General features: G+C 44.9%; 27 protein-coding genes. 7 read left to right on the top strand and 20 right to left on the bottom strand.

What is annotated here, in order from left to right:
- Positions 1–412 precede the first annotated feature (412 nt).
- The 3 genes from NCCP2222_RS12090 (at position 413) to NCCP2222_RS12100 (ending at position 3,382) form a co-directional block, all read left to right on the top strand.
- On the top strand, positions 413–1,312 hold the full coding sequence (locus NCCP2222_RS12090) for a hypothetical protein (RefSeq protein WP_248512611.1): 900 nt from the start codon (positions 413–415) through the stop codon (positions 1,310–1,312).
- Between the two features lie 479 nt (positions 1,313–1,791).
- Entirely contained in the window at positions 1,792–1,989 is a 198-nt protein-coding gene (locus tag NCCP2222_RS12095) for a hypothetical protein (protein ID WP_248512863.1), read from the top strand.
- A complete protein-coding gene (locus NCCP2222_RS12100) occupies positions 1,919–3,382 on the top strand; it encodes a histidine kinase N-terminal 7TM domain-containing diguanylate cyclase (protein ID WP_248512856.1) in 1,464 nt (487 codons plus the stop codon). The genes NCCP2222_RS12095 and NCCP2222_RS12100 overlap by 71 nt, the downstream gene beginning before the upstream one ends.
- A 34-nt stretch (positions 3,383–3,416) precedes the next feature.
- On the opposite strand, the gene yfkAB is transcribed toward NCCP2222_RS12100, so the two are convergent.
- The 6 genes from yfkAB to NCCP2222_RS12130 all read right to left on the bottom strand — a co-directional run bounded on the left by yfkAB (position 3,417) and on the right by NCCP2222_RS12130 (position 8,460).
- Positions 3,417–4,532, bottom strand: a complete 1,116-nt coding sequence (yfkAB, locus tag NCCP2222_RS12105) for a radical SAM/CxCxxxxC motif protein YfkAB (protein WP_248512857.1) — start codon at positions 4,530–4,532, stop codon at positions 3,417–3,419.
- Positions 4,533–4,646: 114 nt separating this feature from the next.
- Positions 4,647–5,684, bottom strand: coding sequence for a DUF4179 domain-containing protein (locus tag NCCP2222_RS12110; protein ID WP_248512612.1), 1,038 nt, complete (start codon positions 5,682–5,684; stop codon positions 4,647–4,649).
- A complete protein-coding gene (locus NCCP2222_RS12115; RefSeq protein ID WP_248512613.1) occupies positions 5,668–6,204 on the bottom strand; it encodes a sigma-70 family RNA polymerase sigma factor in 537 nt (178 codons plus the stop codon). Before NCCP2222_RS12115 ends, NCCP2222_RS12110 begins: the two co-directional genes overlap by 17 nt.
- A 117-nt stretch (positions 6,205–6,321) precedes the next feature.
- Complete coding sequence (yidC, locus tag NCCP2222_RS12120) at positions 6,322–7,056, bottom strand: membrane protein insertase YidC (protein WP_248512614.1); 735 nt, start codon at positions 7,054–7,056, stop codon at positions 6,322–6,324.
- Between the two features lie 35 nt (positions 7,057–7,091).
- Positions 7,092–7,358, bottom strand: coding sequence for a hypothetical protein (locus NCCP2222_RS12125; RefSeq protein ID WP_248512615.1), 267 nt, complete (start codon positions 7,356–7,358; stop codon positions 7,092–7,094).
- A 172-nt stretch (positions 7,359–7,530) separates the two neighbouring features.
- A complete protein-coding gene (locus NCCP2222_RS12130) occupies positions 7,531–8,460 on the bottom strand; it encodes a stalk domain-containing protein (protein WP_248512616.1) in 930 nt (309 codons plus the stop codon).
- A gap of 168 nt (positions 8,461–8,628) precedes the next feature.
- On the opposite strand from NCCP2222_RS12130, the gene NCCP2222_RS12135 reads away from it, so the two are divergent.
- On the top strand, positions 8,629–8,802 hold the full coding sequence (locus NCCP2222_RS12135) for a hypothetical protein (RefSeq protein ID WP_248512617.1): 174 nt from the start codon (positions 8,629–8,631) through the stop codon (positions 8,800–8,802).
- 110 nt (positions 8,803–8,912) lie between these two features.
- On the top strand, positions 8,913–9,101 hold the full coding sequence (locus tag NCCP2222_RS12140) for a hypothetical protein (RefSeq protein ID WP_248512618.1): 189 nt from the start codon (positions 8,913–8,915) through the stop codon (positions 9,099–9,101).
- On the opposite strand, the gene NCCP2222_RS12145 is transcribed toward NCCP2222_RS12140, so the two are convergent.
- Positions 9,095–9,604 carry a YcxB family protein gene (locus NCCP2222_RS12145; protein WP_248512619.1) on the bottom strand — a complete coding sequence of 170 codons (510 nt, stop codon included), beginning with the start codon at positions 9,602–9,604 and terminating at the stop codon, positions 9,095–9,097. The two genes, NCCP2222_RS12140 and NCCP2222_RS12145, sit on opposite strands and share 7 nt — an antisense overlap.
- Before the next feature lie 315 nt (positions 9,605–9,919).
- Here NCCP2222_RS12145 and NCCP2222_RS12150 point away from each other — a divergent pair, with 315 nt between their 5' ends.
- Positions 9,920–10,378, top strand: coding sequence for a hypothetical protein (locus NCCP2222_RS12150; RefSeq protein ID WP_248512620.1), 459 nt, complete (start codon positions 9,920–9,922; stop codon positions 10,376–10,378).
- Positions 10,379–10,533: 155 nt separating this feature from the next.
- On the opposite strand, the gene NCCP2222_RS12155 is transcribed toward NCCP2222_RS12150, so the two are convergent.
- The 3 genes from NCCP2222_RS12155 to NCCP2222_RS12165 are packed head-to-tail and all read right to left on the bottom strand — an operon-like array spanning position 10,534 to position 12,789.
- Positions 10,534–11,370 carry a MetQ/NlpA family ABC transporter substrate-binding protein gene (locus NCCP2222_RS12155; protein ID WP_248512621.1) on the bottom strand — a complete coding sequence of 279 codons (837 nt, stop codon included), beginning with the start codon at positions 11,368–11,370 and terminating at the stop codon, positions 10,534–10,536.
- A gap of 14 nt (positions 11,371–11,384) precedes the next feature.
- On the bottom strand, positions 11,385–12,047 hold the full coding sequence (locus tag NCCP2222_RS12160) for a methionine ABC transporter permease (RefSeq protein WP_248512622.1): 663 nt from the start codon (positions 12,045–12,047) through the stop codon (positions 11,385–11,387).
- Positions 12,040–12,789: a methionine ABC transporter ATP-binding protein gene (locus NCCP2222_RS12165; RefSeq protein WP_248512623.1), complete on the bottom strand. Its 750-nt coding sequence runs from the start codon at positions 12,787–12,789 to the stop codon at positions 12,040–12,042. Before NCCP2222_RS12165 ends, NCCP2222_RS12160 begins: the two co-directional genes overlap by 8 nt.
- A 168-nt stretch (positions 12,790–12,957) precedes the next feature.
- Here NCCP2222_RS12165 and NCCP2222_RS12170 point away from each other — a divergent pair, with 168 nt between their 5' ends.
- A complete protein-coding gene (locus tag NCCP2222_RS12170) occupies positions 12,958–13,176 on the top strand; it encodes a hypothetical protein (protein ID WP_248512624.1) in 219 nt (72 codons plus the stop codon).
- A 74-nt stretch (positions 13,177–13,250) separates the two neighbouring features.
- Here the strand turns inward: NCCP2222_RS12170 and NCCP2222_RS12175 are convergent, their stop codons facing one another.
- The 10 genes from NCCP2222_RS12175 to NCCP2222_RS12220 all read right to left on the bottom strand — a co-directional run bounded on the left by NCCP2222_RS12175 (position 13,251) and on the right by NCCP2222_RS12220 (position 22,358).
- On the bottom strand, positions 13,251–14,267 hold the full coding sequence (locus NCCP2222_RS12175; protein ID WP_248512625.1) for an LLM class flavin-dependent oxidoreductase: 1,017 nt from the start codon (positions 14,265–14,267) through the stop codon (positions 13,251–13,253).
- Between the two features lie 211 nt (positions 14,268–14,478).
- Entirely contained in the window at positions 14,479–15,081 is a 603-nt protein-coding gene (locus NCCP2222_RS12180) for a hypothetical protein (protein WP_248512626.1), read from the bottom strand.
- A 251-nt stretch (positions 15,082–15,332) separates the two neighbouring features.
- Complete coding sequence (locus NCCP2222_RS12185; protein WP_248512627.1) at positions 15,333–16,466, bottom strand: bifunctional cystathionine gamma-lyase/homocysteine desulfhydrase; 1,134 nt, start codon at positions 16,464–16,466, stop codon at positions 15,333–15,335.
- The gene (locus tag NCCP2222_RS12190) at positions 16,463–17,392 is read right to left on the bottom strand and encodes a PLP-dependent cysteine synthase family protein (RefSeq protein WP_248512628.1); all 930 of its coding nucleotides are present in this window, start codon (positions 17,390–17,392) and stop codon (positions 16,463–16,465) included. The genes NCCP2222_RS12185 and NCCP2222_RS12190 overlap by 4 nt, the downstream gene beginning before the upstream one ends.
- 12 nt (positions 17,393–17,404) lie before the next feature.
- Complete coding sequence (locus tag NCCP2222_RS12195) at positions 17,405–17,878, bottom strand: S-ribosylhomocysteine lyase (protein ID WP_248512629.1); 474 nt, start codon at positions 17,876–17,878, stop codon at positions 17,405–17,407.
- Positions 17,879–17,880: 2 nt separating this feature from the next.
- Positions 17,881–18,525, bottom strand: coding sequence for a class I SAM-dependent DNA methyltransferase (locus NCCP2222_RS12200; RefSeq protein ID WP_248512630.1), 645 nt, complete (start codon positions 18,523–18,525; stop codon positions 17,881–17,883).
- 565 nt (positions 18,526–19,090) lie between these two features.
- The gene (locus NCCP2222_RS12205; RefSeq protein WP_248512631.1) at positions 19,091–19,936 is read right to left on the bottom strand and encodes a class I SAM-dependent methyltransferase; all 846 of its coding nucleotides are present in this window, start codon (positions 19,934–19,936) and stop codon (positions 19,091–19,093) included.
- The gene (locus NCCP2222_RS12210) at positions 19,936–20,703 is read right to left on the bottom strand and encodes a helix-turn-helix domain-containing protein (protein WP_248512632.1); all 768 of its coding nucleotides are present in this window, start codon (positions 20,701–20,703) and stop codon (positions 19,936–19,938) included. Before NCCP2222_RS12210 ends, NCCP2222_RS12205 begins: the two co-directional genes overlap by 1 nt.
- A gap of 10 nt (positions 20,704–20,713) precedes the next feature.
- Positions 20,714–21,535 (bottom strand): VOC family protein, encoded by an 822-nt coding sequence (locus NCCP2222_RS12215; RefSeq protein WP_248512633.1) that lies wholly within the window; start codon positions 21,533–21,535, stop codon positions 20,714–20,716.
- Positions 21,536–21,902: 367 nt separating this feature from the next.
- Positions 21,903–22,358 carry a DIP1984 family protein gene (locus NCCP2222_RS12220; RefSeq protein WP_248512634.1) on the bottom strand — a complete coding sequence of 152 codons (456 nt, stop codon included), beginning with the start codon at positions 22,356–22,358 and terminating at the stop codon, positions 21,903–21,905.
- Positions 22,359–22,571: the final 213 nt, after the last annotated feature.

Consider the following 22,571-nt stretch of genomic DNA (forward strand, 5'->3'; position numbering starts at 1 on the left):
AGATTTTTCGCAGTGCTTCGAGTTTCGATGAGGTACTGGCTCGGCAACAGGCGGACAGTAATAACAGTGATGCAGCAGTACCGGTCGCTGGGGAAGCGGACCATTTGTTCACTATTCGACAGGAGAATGATGTTCCGTTTATCATTCAGGAAATTTGCAATCTAATAGAGTGAGTACATTAATGGCACTACTGGATTGCGATTACTCGGGTTACTGGCAGAATTTACATCCATTCAGATCGCGGTCATCACGGGTGTATTTGTCATGTTTTTTCTGTCGATTGTTCTTTGTAGTTATTGCTTGCTGCCATCCAAAAAAGCTCATTATGAAATGGATGCCTATTGACGGAGTCAGAACTTTCATGATATTAATAGACTAGTTTGACCGGGCAATTTTGAAAGGATTTGACAAAATGATAGATATTGCAATACGACCGACACCCGAACAACTACAGGCGTGGATTGAGGCATATGTTCCTGAAAAGGACCTGTTTTTCCTTCGTGCAGAGGACATTTCCTTTTTACAAAACGAACTGACCGGTACTCTCGTTTTTCCGAGGAATGAATTCTTTTCTCATTCTTCCTACTCTGAAATCCAAATGGTGAACAGTTATACGTACTGGATGATAAAGAAAGATGCTGCGTTTGTTATCGTCGCTCCATCAAACTGGATTACTGCATTGAATGAGGAGAAAAAAGAATATCTGCTTAAACGACAGGTTGAATTAGGCAGAGGAATGACCGGACCGCTATCGCTTTTTTCGAGATTTGGAAATTTCCCGCAAGAGTACATAATCGAAGTGGATGGCGAGCAGCATATAGTTATGCAGCGAGCGTTATGGGAGTCTCTGCCGAATGAAGTGAAAGAAGAAATGTTGTGCACCATCGCTCAGCAGTATGATGCTTGGGATGCAAAGCCCATTCCTAGTACATTGCCCGCTCATCTGGCTCCTTACGCCAATACGTTTGCTACGAAGTCTGGAGCAAATTGTCTGGCTGCCACTTTATTCGCGATCAGTACAGAACCTCAATTAGAAGAATGGATTATTCAGGAATGGGTCCATGATCAAACCTTCGAGGAAAAACTAAGGCTTGCCTCTTATGTGAAAACAGAGGATAGCTTCATAGGTGGCGATGTGGTCGCCTGGGCTAATGATAGTGGTGTGATTCAACATGCGGCTTATTGCATTGAAGGCGACTTATTCTTTAACAAGAGCGGACAAATATTTACGAATCCGTGGAAAATAGTAGATTGGGCAGAGCTGAAACAAAGTTGGGAACAGTTTACACCACAAGTATATCGGAAGATCTAGAGGTGCCGGGGGAAATCTCCCCTGCACCGCTTTTTTGTTCAAACAATGTACAACTGCCAGGGCATTTCGAGTTTTTAGCATCGACACTTGGGTAGTTACCACCGACTCTCAGGGGGTTACCACCGACTCTCGGATGGTTACCACCGACTCTCGAAGGTTTACCACCGACTCTCGGAGGGTTACCACCGACTCTCGATCAGTTACCACCGACCCAGACGGTTACCACCGACTCTCGAAGGGTTACCACCGACTCTCGGATGGTTACCACCGACTCTCGGGGGTTTACCACCGGCTCTCCAAGGTTTACCACCGACCCAGACGTCTGTCACCGACCCGCAACACTTCATCTTCGCCTCCTAATAAAAAAGCATACCCCAAAGCCTGACATCACACTTCAATTTATTACCACTAAGTCCCCCTTTTCTTTCCATCTATCCGGTTGTAAGATAGAAATAACTTCCTTGAAGGGGCTATTTCTCATGAATCCAGATATTTTCATTTATATTGTCATTACTTCTATCTCAGGCGTGTTGTCGCTCTTTTTAGCGATCTATGTTTTTAGCGATCTATGCGCTTTCGAAACGCAAGGTTTTCTCGAGCAGCACCATCTTCATCTGGATGTCCCTCTTCTCGGTCATTTATATATTCGGGCATGCGCTGGAATTGACGAGCAATAGTCTTGCGGAGAGTATTTTTTGGCTGAAGGTCCAATATGTCGGCATGCCTTTCATTTCACCGCTCGCCTTGCTGCTATCTCTGCGTTTCGCAGGGGTAGAACGAATGAGGCGTCCGCGCTACTTCATTCCGTTGCTATTGCTTCCCGCATTCACTACCTTTTTTTGTTTGACGAATGAATGGCATCATTTCATGTACCGCGACATTTACTTACGCCCAAATGAGCCACAGCCTTTGATTGATATGATACCTGGTCCCTGGTATATCATCCATGGCAGTTTCACATTCGGATGCCTCCTGTTTGGTGCTGTTATTCTCGTTCGTTATTGGGCAAAGACGAGATTAAGATACTGGAAACAGATTCTTACGATGATTGCCGGGCTTCTCATTCCGATGGTGGCGTCGTTTCTATATTTAATGGGGCTTTCCCCGCATGGAATGGATCCGGTACCAATTGTCATGTGCTTTACATCGGCACTCTATTTAGCAGCAATTTTATCCACCACTCTTTTTGTCGCTCCTGTCGCAAGAGACCGTATTTTCGAAAGTATGCGAGATGGTGTATTGGTCATTGATCTGGCTAACCGTCTAGTCGATTATAATGAAGCAGCCCTTGCCACTGTCCCAGCATTGCAACCTTCGTCAATTGGTAAAAATATTATAGACATTTGGGACACAAATATCCTTGGCCCTCTCCCTTATAACGCAGAGGTAGAGACACATGAAACGGATGGCCGCTACTATCGAATTTGCCCGACGCCAGTCTTGGATCGCAAAGGCCAGCAAATCGGGCTTGCCATTGTGCTAATCGACACAACAAAGCAAAAAACGCTTGAACATCGATTGACCCAGCTCGCCTACACGGATGGGTTAACGCAGATCTCTAACCGTTCCTCTTTGATGCTTAAAAGCGAAGAAGCTTTAAAGGATGCGGTCCAGCATAAACACGCACTATCCATGCTGTTATTTGATATTGATCTTTTTAAGAGAATTAATGACCAATATGGACATGCCGCGGGTGACGAGGCGATCCGGCATATCGTTTCAATTGCCAAACGCCATATTAGGCCAACAGATATTTTTGGGAGGTATGGGGGAGAAGAGTTTGTCATCTGCCTGCCGTCTATGCCGATTCAAGAAGCCGCCCAGGTGGCAGAACAAATACGAAAAGATATCGAGCAGAATCCACTGCGTTTAACGGATTGTGAATTGAGGGTCACAGCCAGCTTCGGTGTCTCCTGCCTCCAAAAAGAAACAGACACAGTGGATGCCCTATTACAAAGGGCCGATCAAGCCTTATACGCATCCAAAGCAGCAGGGAGGAATGTTATCCATGTGGCTTCATTCGGTGGATTGGTTCCGTTCCATGCATCAAAGAAGAAGTTATTCAAATAAAAACCGCTTGGCCTCCCATGAGCCAAGCGGTTTCTTATCGTGTCGCCTCAACAGCGAGACGCGCTTCTTTTTTAGTAAAATCTTCTTCCGGATAATACGCATGCTTCACAAGCAAGTTTGGTCCTAAGCAACGGACTGCTGGGCAGTGACAGCTGACCGTTCGTGCGAGCGTGCTATCCAGCCATTTGTCCAGCAGGCCGGGTAGAGCATCGGTTTGGATATTTCCGAGCGGCTTTACATCACCAAAGTCGGTTACAATTACATTACCCGTGAAGATATTGACGTTTAAGCGGGAACGGCCGTCCGGATCGTTTCGGACTGACACATTTTTGGCGGCATACAACCGCTCCAACAATTCCAGATCTTCCTTTACGCCACTGCAAGGATAGAACGGCAGCGTTCCGAACAGCATCCAGATCGATTCGTCTCGAACATCGAGCAGCCGGTGGATGGCAGTCCGAATGTCCTCTAACGGCAACACTTCAAGCTGAGAAGCAAAGTCAACCGGGTACATCGGGTGGATTTCGTGGCGGCTGCATTTCATCTCTTCCACCACTTGGCGGTGAATTTTTTCTAAATAAGGAGCCGTTCTTTTATTCAACATGGTTTCGGCCGAGACGAAAACACCTGCCTCCGCTAAGGCACGGCTATTGTCGATCATGCGCTGGAATTGTTCCGCCCGCTTCTCAATCGGCGGCTTCCGTTCCATATTGGCAAATCCGCCTTCAATAAATTCGTCAACCGTTCCCCAGTTATGTGAAATATGCAAGACGTCCAAATAAGGGACTATCTCCATGTACCGGTCAAGTGGCATCGTCAAGTTGGAATTCATTTGCGTCTTAACGCCCCGTTCATGGGCATATTTGAGTAAAGGGCGCACATATTGATCGACCGATTTCTTTGAAAACATCGGCTCTCCCCCTGTAATGCTGATCGTACGCAAGTGAGGAATTTCCTCTAAACGCGAAATCAAAAGCTCGATCGGCAATGCATCAGGATCTTTCAGCGCCAGCATATCCCCAACCGCACAATGTTCACAACGCATATTGCACAAATACGTCGTTGTAAACTCGATACTTGATAAGGTCAGTTTCCCGTATTGATCCATATCCATATAAGCTTCCCATGGATCCGTCTTCGGTGTCATCATCAACTCTTCATCTCTTTCAATATAGTTTCTGATTCATTATACACCGGCTGTCAATTGACTGAAGCTTTTGTCTAGTGACTGATTGAAAGAGACCTATACAGGAAGCATCTAGTGTTATTTTTTCATAAGTTTCACTTCTGCAATCCCTTCCACTACCAAGGTCACCTGATCATAACTATCATTTGCAGTTACCGGGAAGTTAGTAGAAATGATAGTTCGGCCATCCTTCGATTCCATTGAGAAGCCGTTAGGATAATATCCATTTCCCTTTTCATCCACAAGCTTCATTGACCACGCAAATGGTGTCTCATCCTCGAATACCTGGTCGATTGAAAATTTTACATTCAAGGAAGATAAATTCGCTTGAGCGGACAGAACTTGGAGTTTCGATTCGGCCTCTTCCTGTACATATTCAATTGTTTTTATATCTGCATCTTGGTCGGGTATCGGCAAGTCCCACTTGCCGTCAATCTTACGTAAACCGGCCTCCGAAAATTCCGTAAAGACATTAATGCTTTCTACTTCAATAATTGCATCTTGCAGTTGCGGGAATGCTCCTTGATTGGAATCTATTACAACATGATATTGCACAGTCCCGTCTTTTTTGTTTAGCTTTGTATTCCGATCATCCAAGCCAGATGTGTAACCCCCGCTCCCCTTTAATGGTTTGGTATCAGGAATAAATTCCACAAGATATGTACCGTCACCATTTTTCACCCGATAATCCATCGTCACTTGGGCAATATCATTTTTTAATAGGGAAGCATCTTCAAATTCCAATGAAAAACTTAACCCGATTTTTGAAGGATCTGAGAAGCTTTTTTCTAATTTGACTGTGATCCCTTGATCTGTCGCCAAACTTTCACCACTTTGTGTAAATCCTTGAGAAACAACTTGTTCTACACCGCGATCGCCAAAACTGAAAAAGCCATCAATACTTGCACGTACTTGTTCGTTTGATAAAATAATGCCGGTCATCAACAAAGCACAGGCTGCCACCGCCGACCTTGTCCAGACCATCTGCTTTCTTTTCTTTTTGGATTTCTGCTGAATCATCTTATATGTTTGATCTAGTGATGTCCTCACGTGCGCAGGCATTTCTAGACTTTCATTCATGACCCGCTCCAATTCTTTTTCAAGATCCTTTTTCATTCACCAGCACCCCTTCGTTTTGAAAATAAGTTGTCCGCAACTCGTTTCTTCCTCTGGAAAGCCTTGATTTTATTGTGCCTTCCGGTTCATTCAAAAACTCACTGATTTCCCGGCTGTTCATTCCGACAACATAGTACAAGATGAAAACAGTTTTTGTATCGGCAGCAAGGCCGTCCAGCGCCTCATCCAGTTCAATAGCCCGGAAGTTCCCATCTTCTTGCCCTTGCAAGGTGTGTTCCTCAAGTGAAACCACCTTATTTCGTTTCGCCAGCAGGCGATTGCATTGATTCAGGAGTATTTTATAAATCCATGTATTGAAATACTCATTTTTCTTTAGCGTGTGAAGCTTCTCATAGGCTGTCATAATGGTGTCCTGCAGTACATCCGCCACATCTTGCTCATCTCGAAGCATTCGAGTGGCCGCATGGAACAACACTTCTTCATACTGTTTCACTAAGAGGATAAATGCGTCCCCATCCCCTTTTTTCGCTCTCTTGACCCATTTAGCAATCGGCTCCATAGTTGCAAGGCCCCCTTTCTTTTGGTTTCAATACATTAGATAAACGACCACCCCAAATGGTTGCATGCCCCAAAAAGAAAACGCTCGGCTTATGAATCGCCAAGCGCTTTCTAGAATTTATTCCTCTCTGTACAACTTCCGAGCCAGCCATGTCTGCACAATTAAAAACAAACCGCCGACCGCCCAATATAACGGGAAAACTGCTGGCGCAGAAAATGAAAAGAACACAATCATTAATGGAGAAAGATAGGCCATCATTTGCATTTGCTGTTTTTGTGGCCCTGACATGTCAGCAGTTGAAGCACGGGCTTGAATAAAGTAAACTACCCCCGCCAGCAGGGTAATGATCAAATCCGGCGTGCCTAGATTAAACCATAGGAACATTTCATTTGCCGTATCCTGCGAAGTACGAATTGCAAAATATAAGCCCATTAATATCGGCATTTGCACTAATGTGGGTAAGCAACCGATGCTAAATAATTTATTTTTTTTATAAATCTCCATCATTTCCATTTGAATCTTCTTTTGTTCTTCTGGTGTCTTAGCCGTTTCCGCTTTTGCTTTCAAGGCATCCAACTGAGGCTGCACCTTTTTCATGCGGCTTTTCGTACCCCGTTGATTTCTATACGACTTCATCATGAGCGGCAGGAGAAGCAAACGAATCAGAACCGTGATAACTACGACCGCCAGCCCATAACTGCCGCCGAAAAGGGAACCGAGTTCATGGATACTCCATGTCATGGGATGCACAAAGATGTCGAAAAAGATACCGCTCTGCTCACCAGTGGCCGAACAGCCGCCTAAAAGCAGGATACTGAAGACGATAATAATAACGTTGATGGATTTTTTCAATAGTAGATTCCTCTCTCTATATAGAATTTTGTTTTCTACATAGAGAGGTGGTGGCCTTCTGTGTCTTCTGGACGCTCTAACCGGCAAACCGTCTTACGCAACTGGATATGATCGGTCAGCGGAGGCATACTGTCCAGAACAGCAACGGCAGCCTCCGTCGGCAAATCAATCCCAACGTCAAGATAAGCCATGAAGGTGAAGGATTTATGTTCAATCACTTGCCAGCTCAATACGAGGATCCAAGCAACGACTAGCGGCAGGATCCACTCAGTAGAGAGCATTTCAAGCAAAGTATTATTCATGGAATTCACCCAATTTCATTTAACCTTCCTCTTCTACGGTTCCATAGCCGAAAGGTTTCATTCGCCAGGTGGTTGACATGACAAAGAGCCAGTCTCTCCATACTGAAAGAAGACTGGCTCTTTTATTGAAATGGACTTATTCATCTATAGTTGGTTGACTTATAGAATTTTTTTATGCTCCTGCTTCCATTAATTCATCAATTAATGAAGCTGGCACATACGTTTTTGAAGGCTCAAGAAGATCCGCAGCCGCTTCGAAATAACGAAGGGATTTATTATACCCATACGCCTTTTCGCCGCGAGTGATGGTAAATGAAAGAGCACCTTTCGACACGATAGCGCCTTTGCCAGTCGATGTCACTTTGTACCCGAGTTCCTCCGCAATCAATCGAAGTGGCACCATTTTCACGCCATTGACATCATAGTGATCGGCCTCCACGATTTTATCAACCGCTGGGTTTGTCACTGGCTCCTCACCAGGTGTTTCTGCATCGTCTTCTGATGCTGCTTTATCCAATACCACGATTTTTTCAGGTGTTGTTTGAGCTGGAATGCTGCGGGTTGTCATCGTATAGAAGACGACCAAATCTTTTCCTTGCAGATCGTCAGCAGTCACTTTCTCACCTGAAACGCTCGAAAGCTCCGTCTTGTCACCCACATTCAGTTTGAGGGAAAGTGATTGATTCAATAAGCTATCATCGAATTTTCCAACCGCCACGGAACCGAGTTCTTCCGTTTCCACAATAACCACATCTGGGCTGTATTGCGGTGGATAAATCATGATCATTGGCTTATCAGCGTCAGTATAACCCGACACTTTATCACCTTTTTTCAGTTCCGCTTTCTTGCCTGTATTATCAAATACCAGTGTATCCTTCGTAACAACTAGATAGCCTTCCTGCTCTCCATCTTTCACAAAGTAATGCGTTGAGTTTTCACGCGTCTCCACTTTTTCAATCGTGCCCGTGAATTTCACGAAATCCGGTTGTACTTGCACGTTTTCTGTTTGCGTCCCTTCTTCTGCAAATACTGCAGTTGGTATGGCAGCCCCGCTGATCAAAAGGGCCGACATGGCGAATGGTACTGCTTTTTTCATTTTCATGAATTTCATCTCCTTTATGTATACCTTCATAGGAGTAGTCGAATCGATTAAAAAAAGGTTACAAGTTTTTGAGATTACGAGTTCATTTATTTTATACCCGAAAATCCGGTTTCCTGAACGTATAGATCTATCCTTGTTATCCATAGTAGAGTGAGGAGGTGACGGACTATGAATAAAAACAATAAGAAGACGATGAACGAACGCACCCATAACAGCTTCGACGTATACAAAGAAGCGCAAAATACGAACAGCAATACGAATGACCGCAACGAAAACCGGACTGCGGAGTTTGGATCGGATTTCAATGAAACGGATCGTGAAACAAAAAAGAAACGGGATTGAGCAAATAATCAAATTAACGCAACTATAAAAACATGCCGGCCAAAGTGACCGGCATGTTTTCCATTTTTCATGCTACAATGAAAACAGATTGTATGAAAGGTGTGCTTCTCTTGTCCAAAAAAGTGTCTGTATACATACTAATGCTCGCGATCGGCTGCCTGCTGCTCGTACTCTCTTTGACCATCGAGCTGCCCACCCCTGTAAAATGGGCGTTTCTCGCCATAGCCTTATTACTAAATATCACAAGTGCCGTCGTCTTCATGAAAGCCGGCATCCGCCAAATGAAGCCCGATCAGTGACCAAGCCATTTATTCACAAACTTACGGAATGCTTCTGCATCCACATCCCGCTTTGGGATAATAACTGCACTGACAGCACTATTATATAGATAGAAATGGCCGACATCTTCTTTAAACTGTTTCACGGCTTCACGGATCATTTTAGACTCCCCATTGGAAGAGATGTCGGTCAGCCCTTGCTTATTCATCTTCAGCACATGGGAGCCGACAAGCCCATCATTCTTCCCTTCCTTCAGCGCCTTCCGCACCTGCCGTGTCACATGCCAGTAAAAATACTTAGGATAGTAAATGGCCCACAGAATGGCCGTCAACCCAAACACAACAAAAAGCGGACCTGTCTCTAGTTCCGTCGATACCGACAAAAAGACCGCAAACAATAGGAACAACAACGGCGAAACGACCCGCTGCCAGCGTAATGATTTGCGCCCCAAATTCGAGTTCTTTACATGGTAAACGTTAAACGCCACCACATCCTCTTCCGTTAACTCATATTGAAACTCCATATCCATCCCCCTGCTTCCAAACTCTCTATGTACTGTCATTTAGGCTACCGTACAAGTCAACCGAATGTCAATTAGTCCTTTACAGATGAAGCCATTTATGATGTCTTGCCGATACTCGCTTTCATTTGTAGGTCGAGAATTTCAGGGCCTTTACGAGAACTCTTTATGTTTGATGGCAGGCTAAACGCATGATATGTATGTTCACTGTGTTCTGAATGAAACTGTTAACTAAATATTTTTATAACTATTTGAATTTCCATCCTTCTGTAATATAATGGTTATATATGTATATTTCTAAAATGAACGATGAAAGGAATGGTTAAGGTAGAAACGATAATGAATATCCAGCACGAGAAAAAGAAAGTGCGTTGGATAGTCGTCTGTACATTGGTGGCCGTGGTATCTATCTTTTTACTTACTCACTTTTTCGCAATATACCCTGGAGGTTATTCACTTGAGAAACAGAATGGCGAGGTGTTAATTGCAAAAGGTGCTGACAGTAATCGAGTTGCAATAGATGACAGTGTGTTAAGTCAGCTGAAAATAGCTACTTTAGAACTTCAAATTAATGACCTTAAAATACTTTGGTATGTTGGTGTCATATTTACAGCAACAACATTGCTTGTGCTATTTACTTTTAGCAATCTAAAGATGAGGAAAGCTGTTATTATAATAGCCTCTGTTTATGTTGGTATGGCTATTTTAGTTTTTCTACAATACTCTAGCATGCTCTCTTCAATAGATAATTCAATTCAACGTCTGCTAAATGGTTAACAAAGACTTTGTTGTTCTTGATTCATTCCCAAAGCCCTACACGCGCCTAACAGTCACTCCCCAAACTCATTACAATCACACAATTCAATAACGTCATTCACTCCAAACAAAAACCTTGAGAAGAAAATTGTCCTCTCAAGGTTTATTTATCGTCATTAAAATGCTGGAATTGCTGTTTCGTCGTAATTCTCTTCCAGGAACTCGCGCACTTCGTCGCTTGTCATGGCCTTGGCGAGCTTTTGGATCGGCTCCCAGTCTTTGTTGTCTTCGCGTGCCACAAGAGTAATGGCAAAGTCATTTTCCACACCTTCTGTTAACAAGGCATCACTTTTTGGCGTTAAGCCGAGTGGTGCTGCGTATGCCGGTGTCATGATAACAGCGTCGGCATCGTCATACATCCGTGCGAGCATGAGCAAATCCACTTCTTCAAACTTTAAGTTCTTTGGATTTTCGACTATGTCCGCTTGTGTATAATAGCTGCCTGTCTTTTCTTTCAATGAAATGACATCATGCTGCGCCAATAAAGACAGTGAACGATCAATGTTGGAGACATCATTCGCTATGGCGATGACTGCTCCTTCCGGCAGTTCTTCAATTGAAGCAACATCCTTTGAGTAGACGCCATAATTGGCAAAATAGATCGGCTGGATCGGCACCAGGCTGGCGTCATTATTTCGGTTGAACTCCTCCATGTATGGCACGTGCTGGAAGAAGTTTGCGTCCACTTCTTTTGCAGCGAGCGCGCTGTTCGGCTGGACATTATCACTTAACACAACTACTTCAAGCTCAATGCCTTCTTTCGCCAATTCCGGTTTTACTAAGTCCAAGATTTCCGTCATTGGCGGAATCAATGAAGCGACTTTCAACGTTACTGGCTTATCCGTTTCTTGTCCGTCTGCCGCTTTCTCTTTCCCATTGTCTGTGCCTTTATCTTTACTGCAACCCGCTACGATGACTAGGAGTACCGCCATCAGCATAAGTAGTTTTTTCATGTTGTTGCCTCCTATTATCTTTTATCGATCTTCCGAGCAATTGTCGTGCCCGTAAATTGAATGAGCTGAACTAGAATGATCATGACGAGAATCATATACATCATTAAGTCCGTCTTGAATTGTTGATAGCCGTACCTAATGGCGAAGTCCCCAATTCCGCCGCCTCCTACGACACCCATAATCGTCGAATACGAAATGAAACTGATGATGGACGTCGTCAAACCTAAAACTAAACCAGATCTCGCTTCTACATACAAAAATTTAAAAATTATATCCTTCCCCGAGGCGCCCATCGAGATGGCCGCTTCCACGACTCCTCTCGGCACATCCAATAAAGACTGTTCGACTAACCTAGAATAATGCGCGATGGCGATGATAGATAATGGCACCGTGGCGGCCGCGGTTCCGATTGCCGTTCCAATAACCAATCTTGTGAAGGGTATTAAAAAGACGACTAATAATAAAAATGGGAATGAGCGAATAATATTTACAACCAAATTCAAAGTGGAAAAGACAACGGGATTCTCGTAAATTTGCCCTTTCCTGCAAAGGTACAGCAGCGTGCCTACCGGAAGCCCAACGAGTATAGCGGCGGCAATGGACACACCAACCATCACCATTGTTTCCCCAATGGAACGCCAAATCTCATCCTGATATTGAAGAAGAATCTCAGGCATCGTCTGCTTCACCGCCTTTTTTCAGCTGCTCGAAGAAGTTTCGCGGATCGCTTGAAACCTTACTGATCCCCTTCGGCTTGATGGAAACCGTATCATAAATACCGCCATCCGCCATTACAGTGACCCGGTGGCAAATACTTTGGATGACGTCCATTTCATGACTGACCAGTACAATGGTGACACCGAAATTTTTATTAATATCTTCTAAAATGCCAAGTATGCCAATTGTCGTATCCGGATCAAGTGAAGACGTCGGCTCATCGCATAACAACACTTGCGGTTTGTTTGCCAATGCCCGCGCAATCGCGACTCGCTGTTTTTGTCCACCGCTCAGCTGAGCAGGATACTTATCCTTCAAATTCTCGAGTCCAACGAATTGCAAGCACTCCATCACGCGTTTTTGCCGCTGCGCTTTTGGCATACCACCTAGTTTCAATGAAACATCGACATTCTCATAGACCGTCTTATTTAAAACTAAATGGAACTGCTGAAAAATCATTCCGATGGACATGCGTGCCTGACGGAGTTTCCTCTCCTTCAAACTTGTGAGCGGCTGTCCATTCACAACCACCTCACCTGTATCAGGGAGCTCCAACAAATTCATCAACCGCAGCAAGGTCGATTTCCCTGCACCGCTTGCCCCAATGATCCCGTGAATCTCGCTTTGTGGGATTGTCAGGTTCACGGAACGCACAGCTTGAAACCCAGCAAAATTTTTACTTACATTATGTAAAGAAATCATAAAAAAATCCCCTTTCATCGTCTAAAGGGTGATTGGAACGTTCCTATTATAGCTTAAACAGTCAAAGGTGTCATTAACGCATCCTTCAGAATTGGCCGTGCCGACCGTTCTATATTTCCGCAGTCGTCATAGAATGAAAGGAATTCTATACGAAAAGGGGACAAGACCATGTTTGCAGTTCATTTCTACGAAAATAAAACGTATGTACTCAATCAAGCATTGCGGAACTTGCCTGCTGTTGATGAAGAGATCCGCATCAAAGGAAGGAAAGGCAAAGTCGTCAGCGTCGAGGCAATGGAAGAGAACAAGTATTTTGTTTACGTGGAATTTGAGAAGATTGTAGCCAAAAAGGCAGATGCGCTGGATCCAAAGAAACGAAAACGATAATGGTCAACTGAATTTATTGCACGAAACAAAAGCATGCCAGATCTAAAAGTGATCCGGCATGCTTTTGATATTCATTATGACATCATTTCGGAAAGGATCTCATACGATCGCAAGCGATCCGCATGATGATAAATTCCTGAACTGATAATGAGCTCATTCGCTTTGGTCGCCTCTAAAAATGCCTCCAGTTTCCGTTTGACTGTGTCAGTACTTCCTACAATCGTCGATGGCCACTCCAATAACTCTTCAATGGCTGCCTTTTCATATTCGTCGAAAGCAGCTTCCGGATCTTCGTGAGGCGGCTTGAATTTGCCTGTGACACCTTTGCGGATATTCAAAAATTGTTGCATATAAGACGTCGCCAGATAATGCGCTTTGTCATCTGTATCGGCCGCAATGACGTTGACGCCAAGCATGACGTACGGCTCAGAAAGATCCTTCGACGGCTTGAACCGTTGATGATATAGCTGCAGCGCCTGCATAAGATAAGCAGGTGCAAAATGGCTTGCAAACGAGAACGGCAGCCCTAATTCAGCCGCCAGCTGTGCGCTGAAACCGCTCGAGCCTAACAGCCAAATCGGAATATCTTGTCCCTCTCCCGGTACTGCACGTACACGCGCCGTCGGGTTATGCTCGAAATAGCTCCGAAGCTCCGCAAGTTGTTCGGGAAAATCCTCCCCGTTGCTATGCAATGTCCTTCGAAGGGCATACGCCGTCGCTTGGTCACTGCCTGGTGCCCGGCCAAGCCCGAGATCGATACGTCCGGGATACATAGCTTCGAGCGTACCAAATTGTTCCGCAATGACGAGTGGTGCATGGTTCGGCAGCATGACGCCGCCCGATCCTACACGGATCGTCTTCGTAGCCCCTGCCACATGCCCAATAATGATGGACGTCGCTGAACTTGCGACCCCCTGCATATTATGATGCTCCGCCAGCCAATATCGATTAAATCCCCAGCGCTCTGCATGCCGCGCAAGGTCGACCGTGTTCTTAAACGATTGGGCCGCGTCACTTCCTTCATTAATCATCGCCAGATCAAGAATAGAAAATGGAATGCCATTGAACTTTTTTGCGTTTGACTGGATCATGTGAACACACTCCCAACTAATATTTGAAATGCCACGTAGTATTTATTCAAAAGAAGGGCTTTTCAATCCCTGTCCACATCCATGATAGCGCTTTGAAAATTCGACTTCCATTCATAGGGCTTCGCGTAGTGGCAATTATGGTCTTTTTTTCAACTTTTTCTTTCATGAGAAATATAAAAATGCAAATGGACTTTAACGGATTAGCTCATCATTATCGATTAGACCTTTCTTTTATCTCTTCGATCCTCTCTGCAGGTATGGAGAAAGGTGCTCCGATAAATAAACCGAATACACTTATGAAATACATGAAAATAACAGCACCCGCATTCGGTTCAGAGAACTTTGCCCGCGAATAAGCCATTAACAGGATTCCAATAAGAATTACCAATTGAAGGATGAAAGGCACTCGGGCCAGACGCTTCCTCTCAGCAGGATCTACAAAAACTACCAGCATTTTTTCACGATTCATATGTGCATACAAGCATACACCTATTACTAAAAACAAAATAACCCAAAAATAAGCGGTTCCATAGAACATCCGAATGATGGCGATGGAGATAAAAAGATACATACCTGCCAACAGCCAATAAATATTGATTGTATAGTAATGTTTTGGCTGATACTTAAATTTGCGCCATAATCTTAGTAAGTTCAGTAACAGCAACACCTCCAGCCCCGCGACTATGGGAAACCAAAAACGGAAAGCACCTTCCGGAAATGCTGCTGAAAGTAACAGATACAAGCCGTGCACAAATAGTGGCAGCCCAATCCTCTTTTCCGCTATCTCCCTTGATTCAATTGTGGGGGACTCCATTTTACATCTCCCTTTCTTTCCTTAAATCAATAGCTGCCTACCCTCTGGTGGTGACAAGTCACACGCTGCTTCTTGTTATAAAAGTATGTCCTGCCTTACCTGCTCAAAAAAAATCGCAAGACCAAGCCTGTCATTATCAGCATTTTTTCACTTATGAATAGTATATCCAATGTACACCCTTTATGGCAATGGCTCCCAAAAATTAAAGTCCGTAACCAACTAGGTCACGGACTTACTCCCTGTATGTTCTGTTAACTCCGAATCGCTGCCTTCAAATCCTCCACCAAATCCTCTACATCTTCCAGGCCAACCGAAATTCGGATGAGCCCGTCTTCAATGCCCAGTGCCAGTCGCCTCTCCCTTGGGATGGAGGCATGCGTCATCAAGGATGGGATAGAAATCAAGCTTTCTACCGCGCCAAGACTCTCTGCCAGCGTAAAATAGCGAGCCGATTTAACAATGGCCTTGGCCTTTTCTCCATTTTCGACTGTGAAGGAAACCATTCCTCCAAATCCGCCCGCCTGCGCTCGATGAACTGCATGGCCCGGATGATCTGCAAGCCCCGGATAATAGATTTTTCCGACCGACTTCTCCTCTTGCAACATGGAGACAATTGCTTTCGTATTCGCTTCCACTTCCTCCATCCGGACACCGAGCGTTTTAATGCCGCGGATCAACAGCCAGCTATCCTGTGGACCCAAAATGCCTCCGGTCGAGTTTTGAATAAAATGCAGTTCATCGCCTAATGCATCATCGGCCGCCACGACCAGTCCTGCTACGACATCACTATGGCCACCCAAGTATTTGGTGGCACTGTGCAAAACAATGTCCGCACCAAGAGCAATCGGGTTTTGCCAATAAGGAGTACTGAACGTGTTATCAACAATAAACCGCAACCCATGCTCTTTGGCTATCTCACCTATCGCCTTGACGTCTGTCACTTTTAAAAGCGGATTCGTAGGTGTTTCAACAAAAATCGCCTTTGTTTCCGGCCGAATGGATTTCGTAACAGTTTCCAAATCGGTCGTATCCACAAACGTTACGTCAATTCCGAAACGATGAAACACTTTCGTCATGATCCGATACGTTCCTCCGTAGACATCATCCGTCAGGAGGAGATGATCGCCTGCAGAAAACAGCTGAACGACCGCGGCAATCGCAGCCATTCCGGAACCAAAAGCGAATCCTCTCGCACCGCCTTCCAAGTCCGCAATTAATGTTTCCAGGGCTTCCCTCGTCGGATTGCCTGTTCTGGCATACTCATATTTGAAATTCCCAACACCGTCCTGTTGGTATGTGCTTGCGTGATAAAGCGGTATCGAGACTGCGCCTGTATAAGGATCTCGACTGATGCCCCCGTGAATCAATTTGGTTTTCTTCTTCATTGCTCCTTCACCTCATCATAGATTCCGCTGCTCATATATCGTTCACTGCTGTCTGGAAAAATGGTAATGATATTCGTCCATGGACATGCCTGCTCTGCTTCCTTCAATGCTGCTGCCAATGCAGCTCCTGATGAACTGCCAATCAACAGCCCTTCTCTTCGCGCCGCTTCCCGCAAGAAATGAAATGCCTCTTCATCTGAAATCGTATGGATGCCGTCAAACAGGTTTTGATCAATGAATGGAGGGATAAATTCCATTCCGATACCTTCCGTTCGATGACTTCCCGGTTCTCCGCCATTAAGTATCGAGCCCACAGGCTCCACAACAGCACAACGGATACACGGGTTCTTCTCCTTTAAATAGCGGGCTGTTCCGGTAAACGTTCCGCCCGAACCAGCGCCAGCGACAAAAACACCGATGTCCCCTTCCAGAGCCTCCCATAGCTCAGGTCCTAACGTATGATAGTACGTATCAGGGTTGGCCGTGTTCTGAAATTGTCCTGGGCTGTAGGCACCCGGCATCTCCCCAAGCAGCCGCTCCGTCTCCTGAATGGCGCCTGCCATCCCCAGTTCTGTTGGTGTATTCACAACCGTCGCGCCAAGCGCTTTCATCATTGTCTGTTTTTCCACACTGAATTTTTCCGGTGTGACAAAAATCGTTTGGATATCATGGTGGATCGCCGCAAGGGCCAGGCCGATTCCTGTATTGCCGGCAGTCGGTTCAATTATTGTTCCGCCCTTTGTCAGCTTCCCTTCCAGCAGAGCACGCTCGATCAAAAAGTGGCCGAGCCGGTCCTTCACACTGCCACCGGGATTAAAGTATTCCAGTTTGGCGAATAGCCTGACACCCTCCGGGAGAGGAAAGGATTTTATTTCAAGCAATGGCGTGTTTCCAATCAAGTCTACTATACTGTTTGCGTACTTCATGCTGTCCCTCTTTTATTCAAATACTTGTGTCCACTCGCTCCGTTTTTCAAGCATGCCTTTAGCCGCTTCCTTCGCGCCTTCCAGGCTATGGCTGGCCGCCCAACCGCATTGAACTTCATTGCACGCTGGCACCTCTTCTGCTTCTAAGACGTTATGCAACGTCTTCTCCAGTATCGTGAGCACTTCATCATAATCATCATGATTGATAAGCGCCATATAATAACCCGTCTGGCATCCCATCGGACTGATATCTACGATTCGATCGGAGTGATTTCTGCTGAACTCCGCCATCATATGCTCAAGGGAATGAATAGCCGGCATTTCCAAATGCTCCTGATTCGGTTGTGTAAAACGAATGTCATATTTGCGGATCACATCCCCATTGATTCCTTCCTTCACTCCAGCCAAACGTACATATGGCGCTTTCACTTTCGTATGATCCAAATTGAAACTTTCTACGTTCATCTTCTTTTCCGTAGCAGACATGTTTATCTCTCCTTTTTTGTTGCGTCCATTAGCCAAACGAAATCATTTTGCTGCTCAAACTTTACGTCAAACCCTGCTGCATGAAACATCTCCATCAATCGGGGAATGGTGGAATAATATTCTGTCCTTAAATCTCTCGCCAGCCGGAAGTGCCCTTTTTTCTCCGATTCTTCTATCTTCTGCTCCTTCGCCAGCTCCGTCACAAAAACGGTATCCGCAAAAACAATTCGCCCATTTTGTCCTAAAAGGCGATGGAACTTGACCAGCGCATCCGCTTTCTCTTCGTCCGTCAAATGATGAAAAGCATATGTGCTGACTATCGTATCGATCTGCACATTCGGCGCGCGAAACTCTAAAAAGTGGCCATCGACTACATCAAGGTCCGGGAATTTAAGAAGAACTTTTTCTCTCATCCCTTTGGAAGGCTCGATTCCATACACGTCCAAGCCTCCAGCTAGTAGCTTCTCCGTCAAATTCCCTGTCCCTACCCCAAATTCCAGTACAAAGCCCCCACTCCGCTGTGCCACGTTCTCCAAAATTTCTACATACTTTACGAACACGTCCTTATACTCCAAATCAAAACCAGCCACCGTGCTGTCATACGATTCCGCCCATTGATCGAACAGCTCATTAAACTCAATCCCCATTAAAAACACCCTTTTCTTATCAACTTACTCGGAATTAATTTTAAGACTACCAAATGTATTTTGAAATAGCAAGGAGGTTTTTCGCCTATTTAGTTAAAGAGCCTTAGATGTTGGGGTTGATTGGTATGATTGGCCGATGCAACAAATTTAGAATTGCCGAGAGGAGAAACGTAATTGCAAGAGAACCAGAATGCTTTAATAAAAAATACAGACACCGACACGACTTTCGATTAATTAAACACGAGTAACTTCCAAGCCGTCGCAGCCATCTGAGCACCACGCAGATACGAGCGGTGAACAGCAGCTTACGAGAGGTTAACTGGAATATACGAGCGGTCCACAAATTATACGAGCGGTTGTCGGCGAATACGAGCGGTCAGGGGAAATTATGAGAGGTTACCTGGTTATACGAGCGGTTCGCCTAATTATTCGAGCGGTTACCAACTTCCCTATCGCTCGCTAAATAGAACAACAAAAAACCCATCCACCGAAGCATACTCCGGGGATGGGTGGGTACAGATAATGCACGAAATAATCAGCTTGGCAGTGAATTATGGACGGCTTACTATTCTTGTTCTGCCAGGAACACAAATGCGGAAAGCGGTTTGATTGGATGCTGGTTCCGTGCTTCTTCCAACAGTTGAATTTCTGTATGGAGTAAACTCTTCACTTTATCCGGCGCTTCCGTGAGCTTCTGCAGATACTTATATTCGGATAAAGTCATCTCAATCTCCCATTCTCCATCTTGCATTTCAGGTGAAAAGATCGTTTCCTCTCGTTGTATGGTCCAGCCTGTGCTTTTCGCAATCCGCTTTACGTCCATCGGTGTGAACAGCGTCCGCACATTGGATAGACTATCCTTTTTAAAACACTCATAATGTGATTGAATCAATACTGCCAAAAAATGAGGATATTGCTCGATTGTTTGAATACGCGTATCCCATTCTGCAAAACAAAGTTTCCCGCCCCATTTCTTTATTTTAGAAAATAGGGCCTCCAGTGTTTCAAATGAATCCAAATACCATGAGCAATGGGAGAAGACGATAAAATCAAACGACCCAGATGGAAAATCTACGTCTTCTGATAATACATCACACTCAAATCGAATTTCCGCTTGACTCCCGAGCGGAGATTGCATCAAACGGGCAGCAGCATCTCCAAGTGTAACCGGACTTCCATACGAGGGGGACGCAATATCAAGTCCAATCACACTTCCTTGTTTTCCAACTGTGTACGCTAATGCAGCAGTCGTATCCCCTTGGCCGCATCCTATTTCCAACACCTTGCTGCCGTAGCTGATTCCCCAGGAATCGATAAGTTTCAGTCGATGTTCCGTCTGGACGCGCTGCACGTCCTCGCTCCCAGGAAGAACCGCCATACATTCTACAATTTTCTTTACTGCCGCTTCCATCAAACCATCTCCTTTTCCACCAAGGGAATTAAATATGTAAACTTTGTATCCTTTATTGAAGCAAACCGCTCCAACTTTTGCCCTTTTGTCTGGAACCCGAATTTCTGGAGCATTTGAATAAACGAGAAACAGAGAAACGGATCTTTTACGTCACCTTCCATTGTGGCGAAGAGCTGGGGATGATAGTGTTCCACATACACATCGTCTCCTATTGACTGCGGGAGTTTGCAGTCTGTCTCTAAAAGAAACCCCACCTCTCCCGTCATCCTCCCACCAACCGAATCTACGGTTTTTATGTAAATGCCAGGGGCGATGCGTATCCCCCATTTCTTTATCTTCTCCAACTCCTCTTCCATCACAGCGTAAAAAGGATGGATTTTTCGCTCCACTGTATGTGTAAACCAGATGAAAATCCGGGGCTCGTTCCATTTTACTAAATGGACATGATTTTCAGCCGGCCGAATGCCGCCAAGGTATTGTTTCGCAACTTGAATGGAGGAGAGCTTGGATTCCACCTCCTGTTGCCATTTGGTAATAAGATGATGTTTCTGTTCTTCTGTAGACACGAGGAATTGTTTAATTTCCTCAATGGCCAAGTCTGCGTGACGCAACGAATGGATCATCATGGCAGAGGAAATCTGCTTCTCGTCATAGAGCCGATACCCGCTTTCGGACCGATAAACTGGCTTTAATAGTTCCTTTTGATCGTAGAATCTCAAAGTGCTAGCGGGCAAGCCCGTCTTACCAGAAAATTCTTTAATGGTCATTGTCATATCATCACCGTAATGGATAGGACCAGACATTGATTTGATTGCCATCCGGATCGTGAAAATGAAAGCCGGCCCACCCCGTATTTGCATTACCTGCGATTTCAGATAGTTGGATCCCTTCCCCCGATAGCTTTTCATACGTCTCATAAAATACCTCCGGACGCACATCAAAATAATTGCGTACCGATGGATAACCTTTCTCCACATATGCCCTATCGATCTGTTCGAATAAGATAGCATCGTACACAACTTGCTTTAATTCATTCCAATCATACGCGTCCTCGACCTTCAGAAGAGCATACCGATCCTTATGATCCTCTAGTACGAATCCAAGATGTTTCATATACCAATCAATGGACTGCCCAATATGAGAAACACCAATACTCATGCACAAGATATCACTGAAACCGGTCACTCGAACATTGTCAAATTGGCCGTCCTGCTTCGGATTATGGACAACAGTCAGTCTTGCCCCATCGAATGCATGGATGTCAAAACGCCGATGTCCCGACGGCAATGGGGCCAGTTCGTTATAGTGGATTTCTTTCGTCGTGAAATAAGCGAGCGTATCTTCAAGATCGACCGTTTCAAAACAAAGGCGAGTGTCCCCCTCAAACTTCTCCCTCAACTGAAAATGATCCAGATCCGATTCAAACGATTTTAATGTCACGACTCCCAACCGGGGCATCTTCAAGAATGCCTTTTTCCCGACCGGCGTAATAATTTTATCCAAACACGTCCAACCAAGATGGGTCGTATACCACTCTACCCCTTCGTCAAATTTGTCCCATGCCACCATAATAAAACCGCCATCCCACCGAAATGCCATTTCGTTCCCTCTCTTTCGTTACCTTACTTATTGTTCATTGTAAAGGTTACACTTGGTTGAAGGTCAAACTTTTTTTTCAAATTGCTCATTTTTTATTTTATTTCCACCAACACAAAAAGCACCTACAATTCTTTATGTAGGTGCATGTTTGTAATGAAGTCCCCGTTCCCACCCTCACTGCCGTCGCAAATTAGTGCATGGTAGTTACAATGACAATCTACTTGTACTGATGTTACGGTACTGGGCGTCAATTGTTCGTATCGGACTCGAACCGAATGGCATAGCCCCATCTGCCTACCGTCAGTCCAACTTGCCCAGTTGGCGGGTTTGCACTCACCTTTGCGATTTGGCAGCTACCGACTCACTTTTATAATAAATCCACTGACCAGTTCAATCCTTGGATTTTCGTATCCAATTCACGGAATTCCTTGGAAAGCCGGTCTATCTGCTTTTGCATAGCCGCCACATCCACAGCGCTGATCATTTTGATTTCTGCACGACTGTAACGGTCTGCCCGGACTGACGCCTGCTCTGCAATCTTCCCAAGTATTAACCGTTTTTCCCACAGTTGATCACGCTCAGCAAGAGCATCCGCTAGGGTCCGGACATCATCGAATTGTATAGAGCAATTCGTCCGATTGATCCGTTGAATGAGAGACGTAAGCTCTTTCATAATGTCATCCAACTCCGTCAATAGCGCATTCGGATTCTCTGCAGGCTGTTCTCCTTCCTGCACTTTCACATTATTTCCGATCCGCATTTTCAATTGCTCAATTCTTCTTTGATAGTCCGCCCGTGTAATTAATGCTTCTGCAAGCTTCACGAAACTTCACCTCTTTTGTCTTCATAATCTATTGTCACTCGAGTCATGTATTCTGCTGCTCTATTAATTATTTTCTCCACTTACTTGCAAAACCCTTTATTTTTCCGCCAATATTCTGGTGATCTTTATCGAACTTCCTCTCTTACAAGAGGCTAATACGTCAGTAACTCCGGGTATTAGCACCTCCTTCAAGAGAGCTCCAAACCGTAGTAG

Source organism: Sporosarcina sp. NCCP-2222, from assembly GCF_023168145.1.
Lineage (GTDB): Bacteria > Bacillota > Bacilli > Bacillales_A > Planococcaceae > Sporosarcina.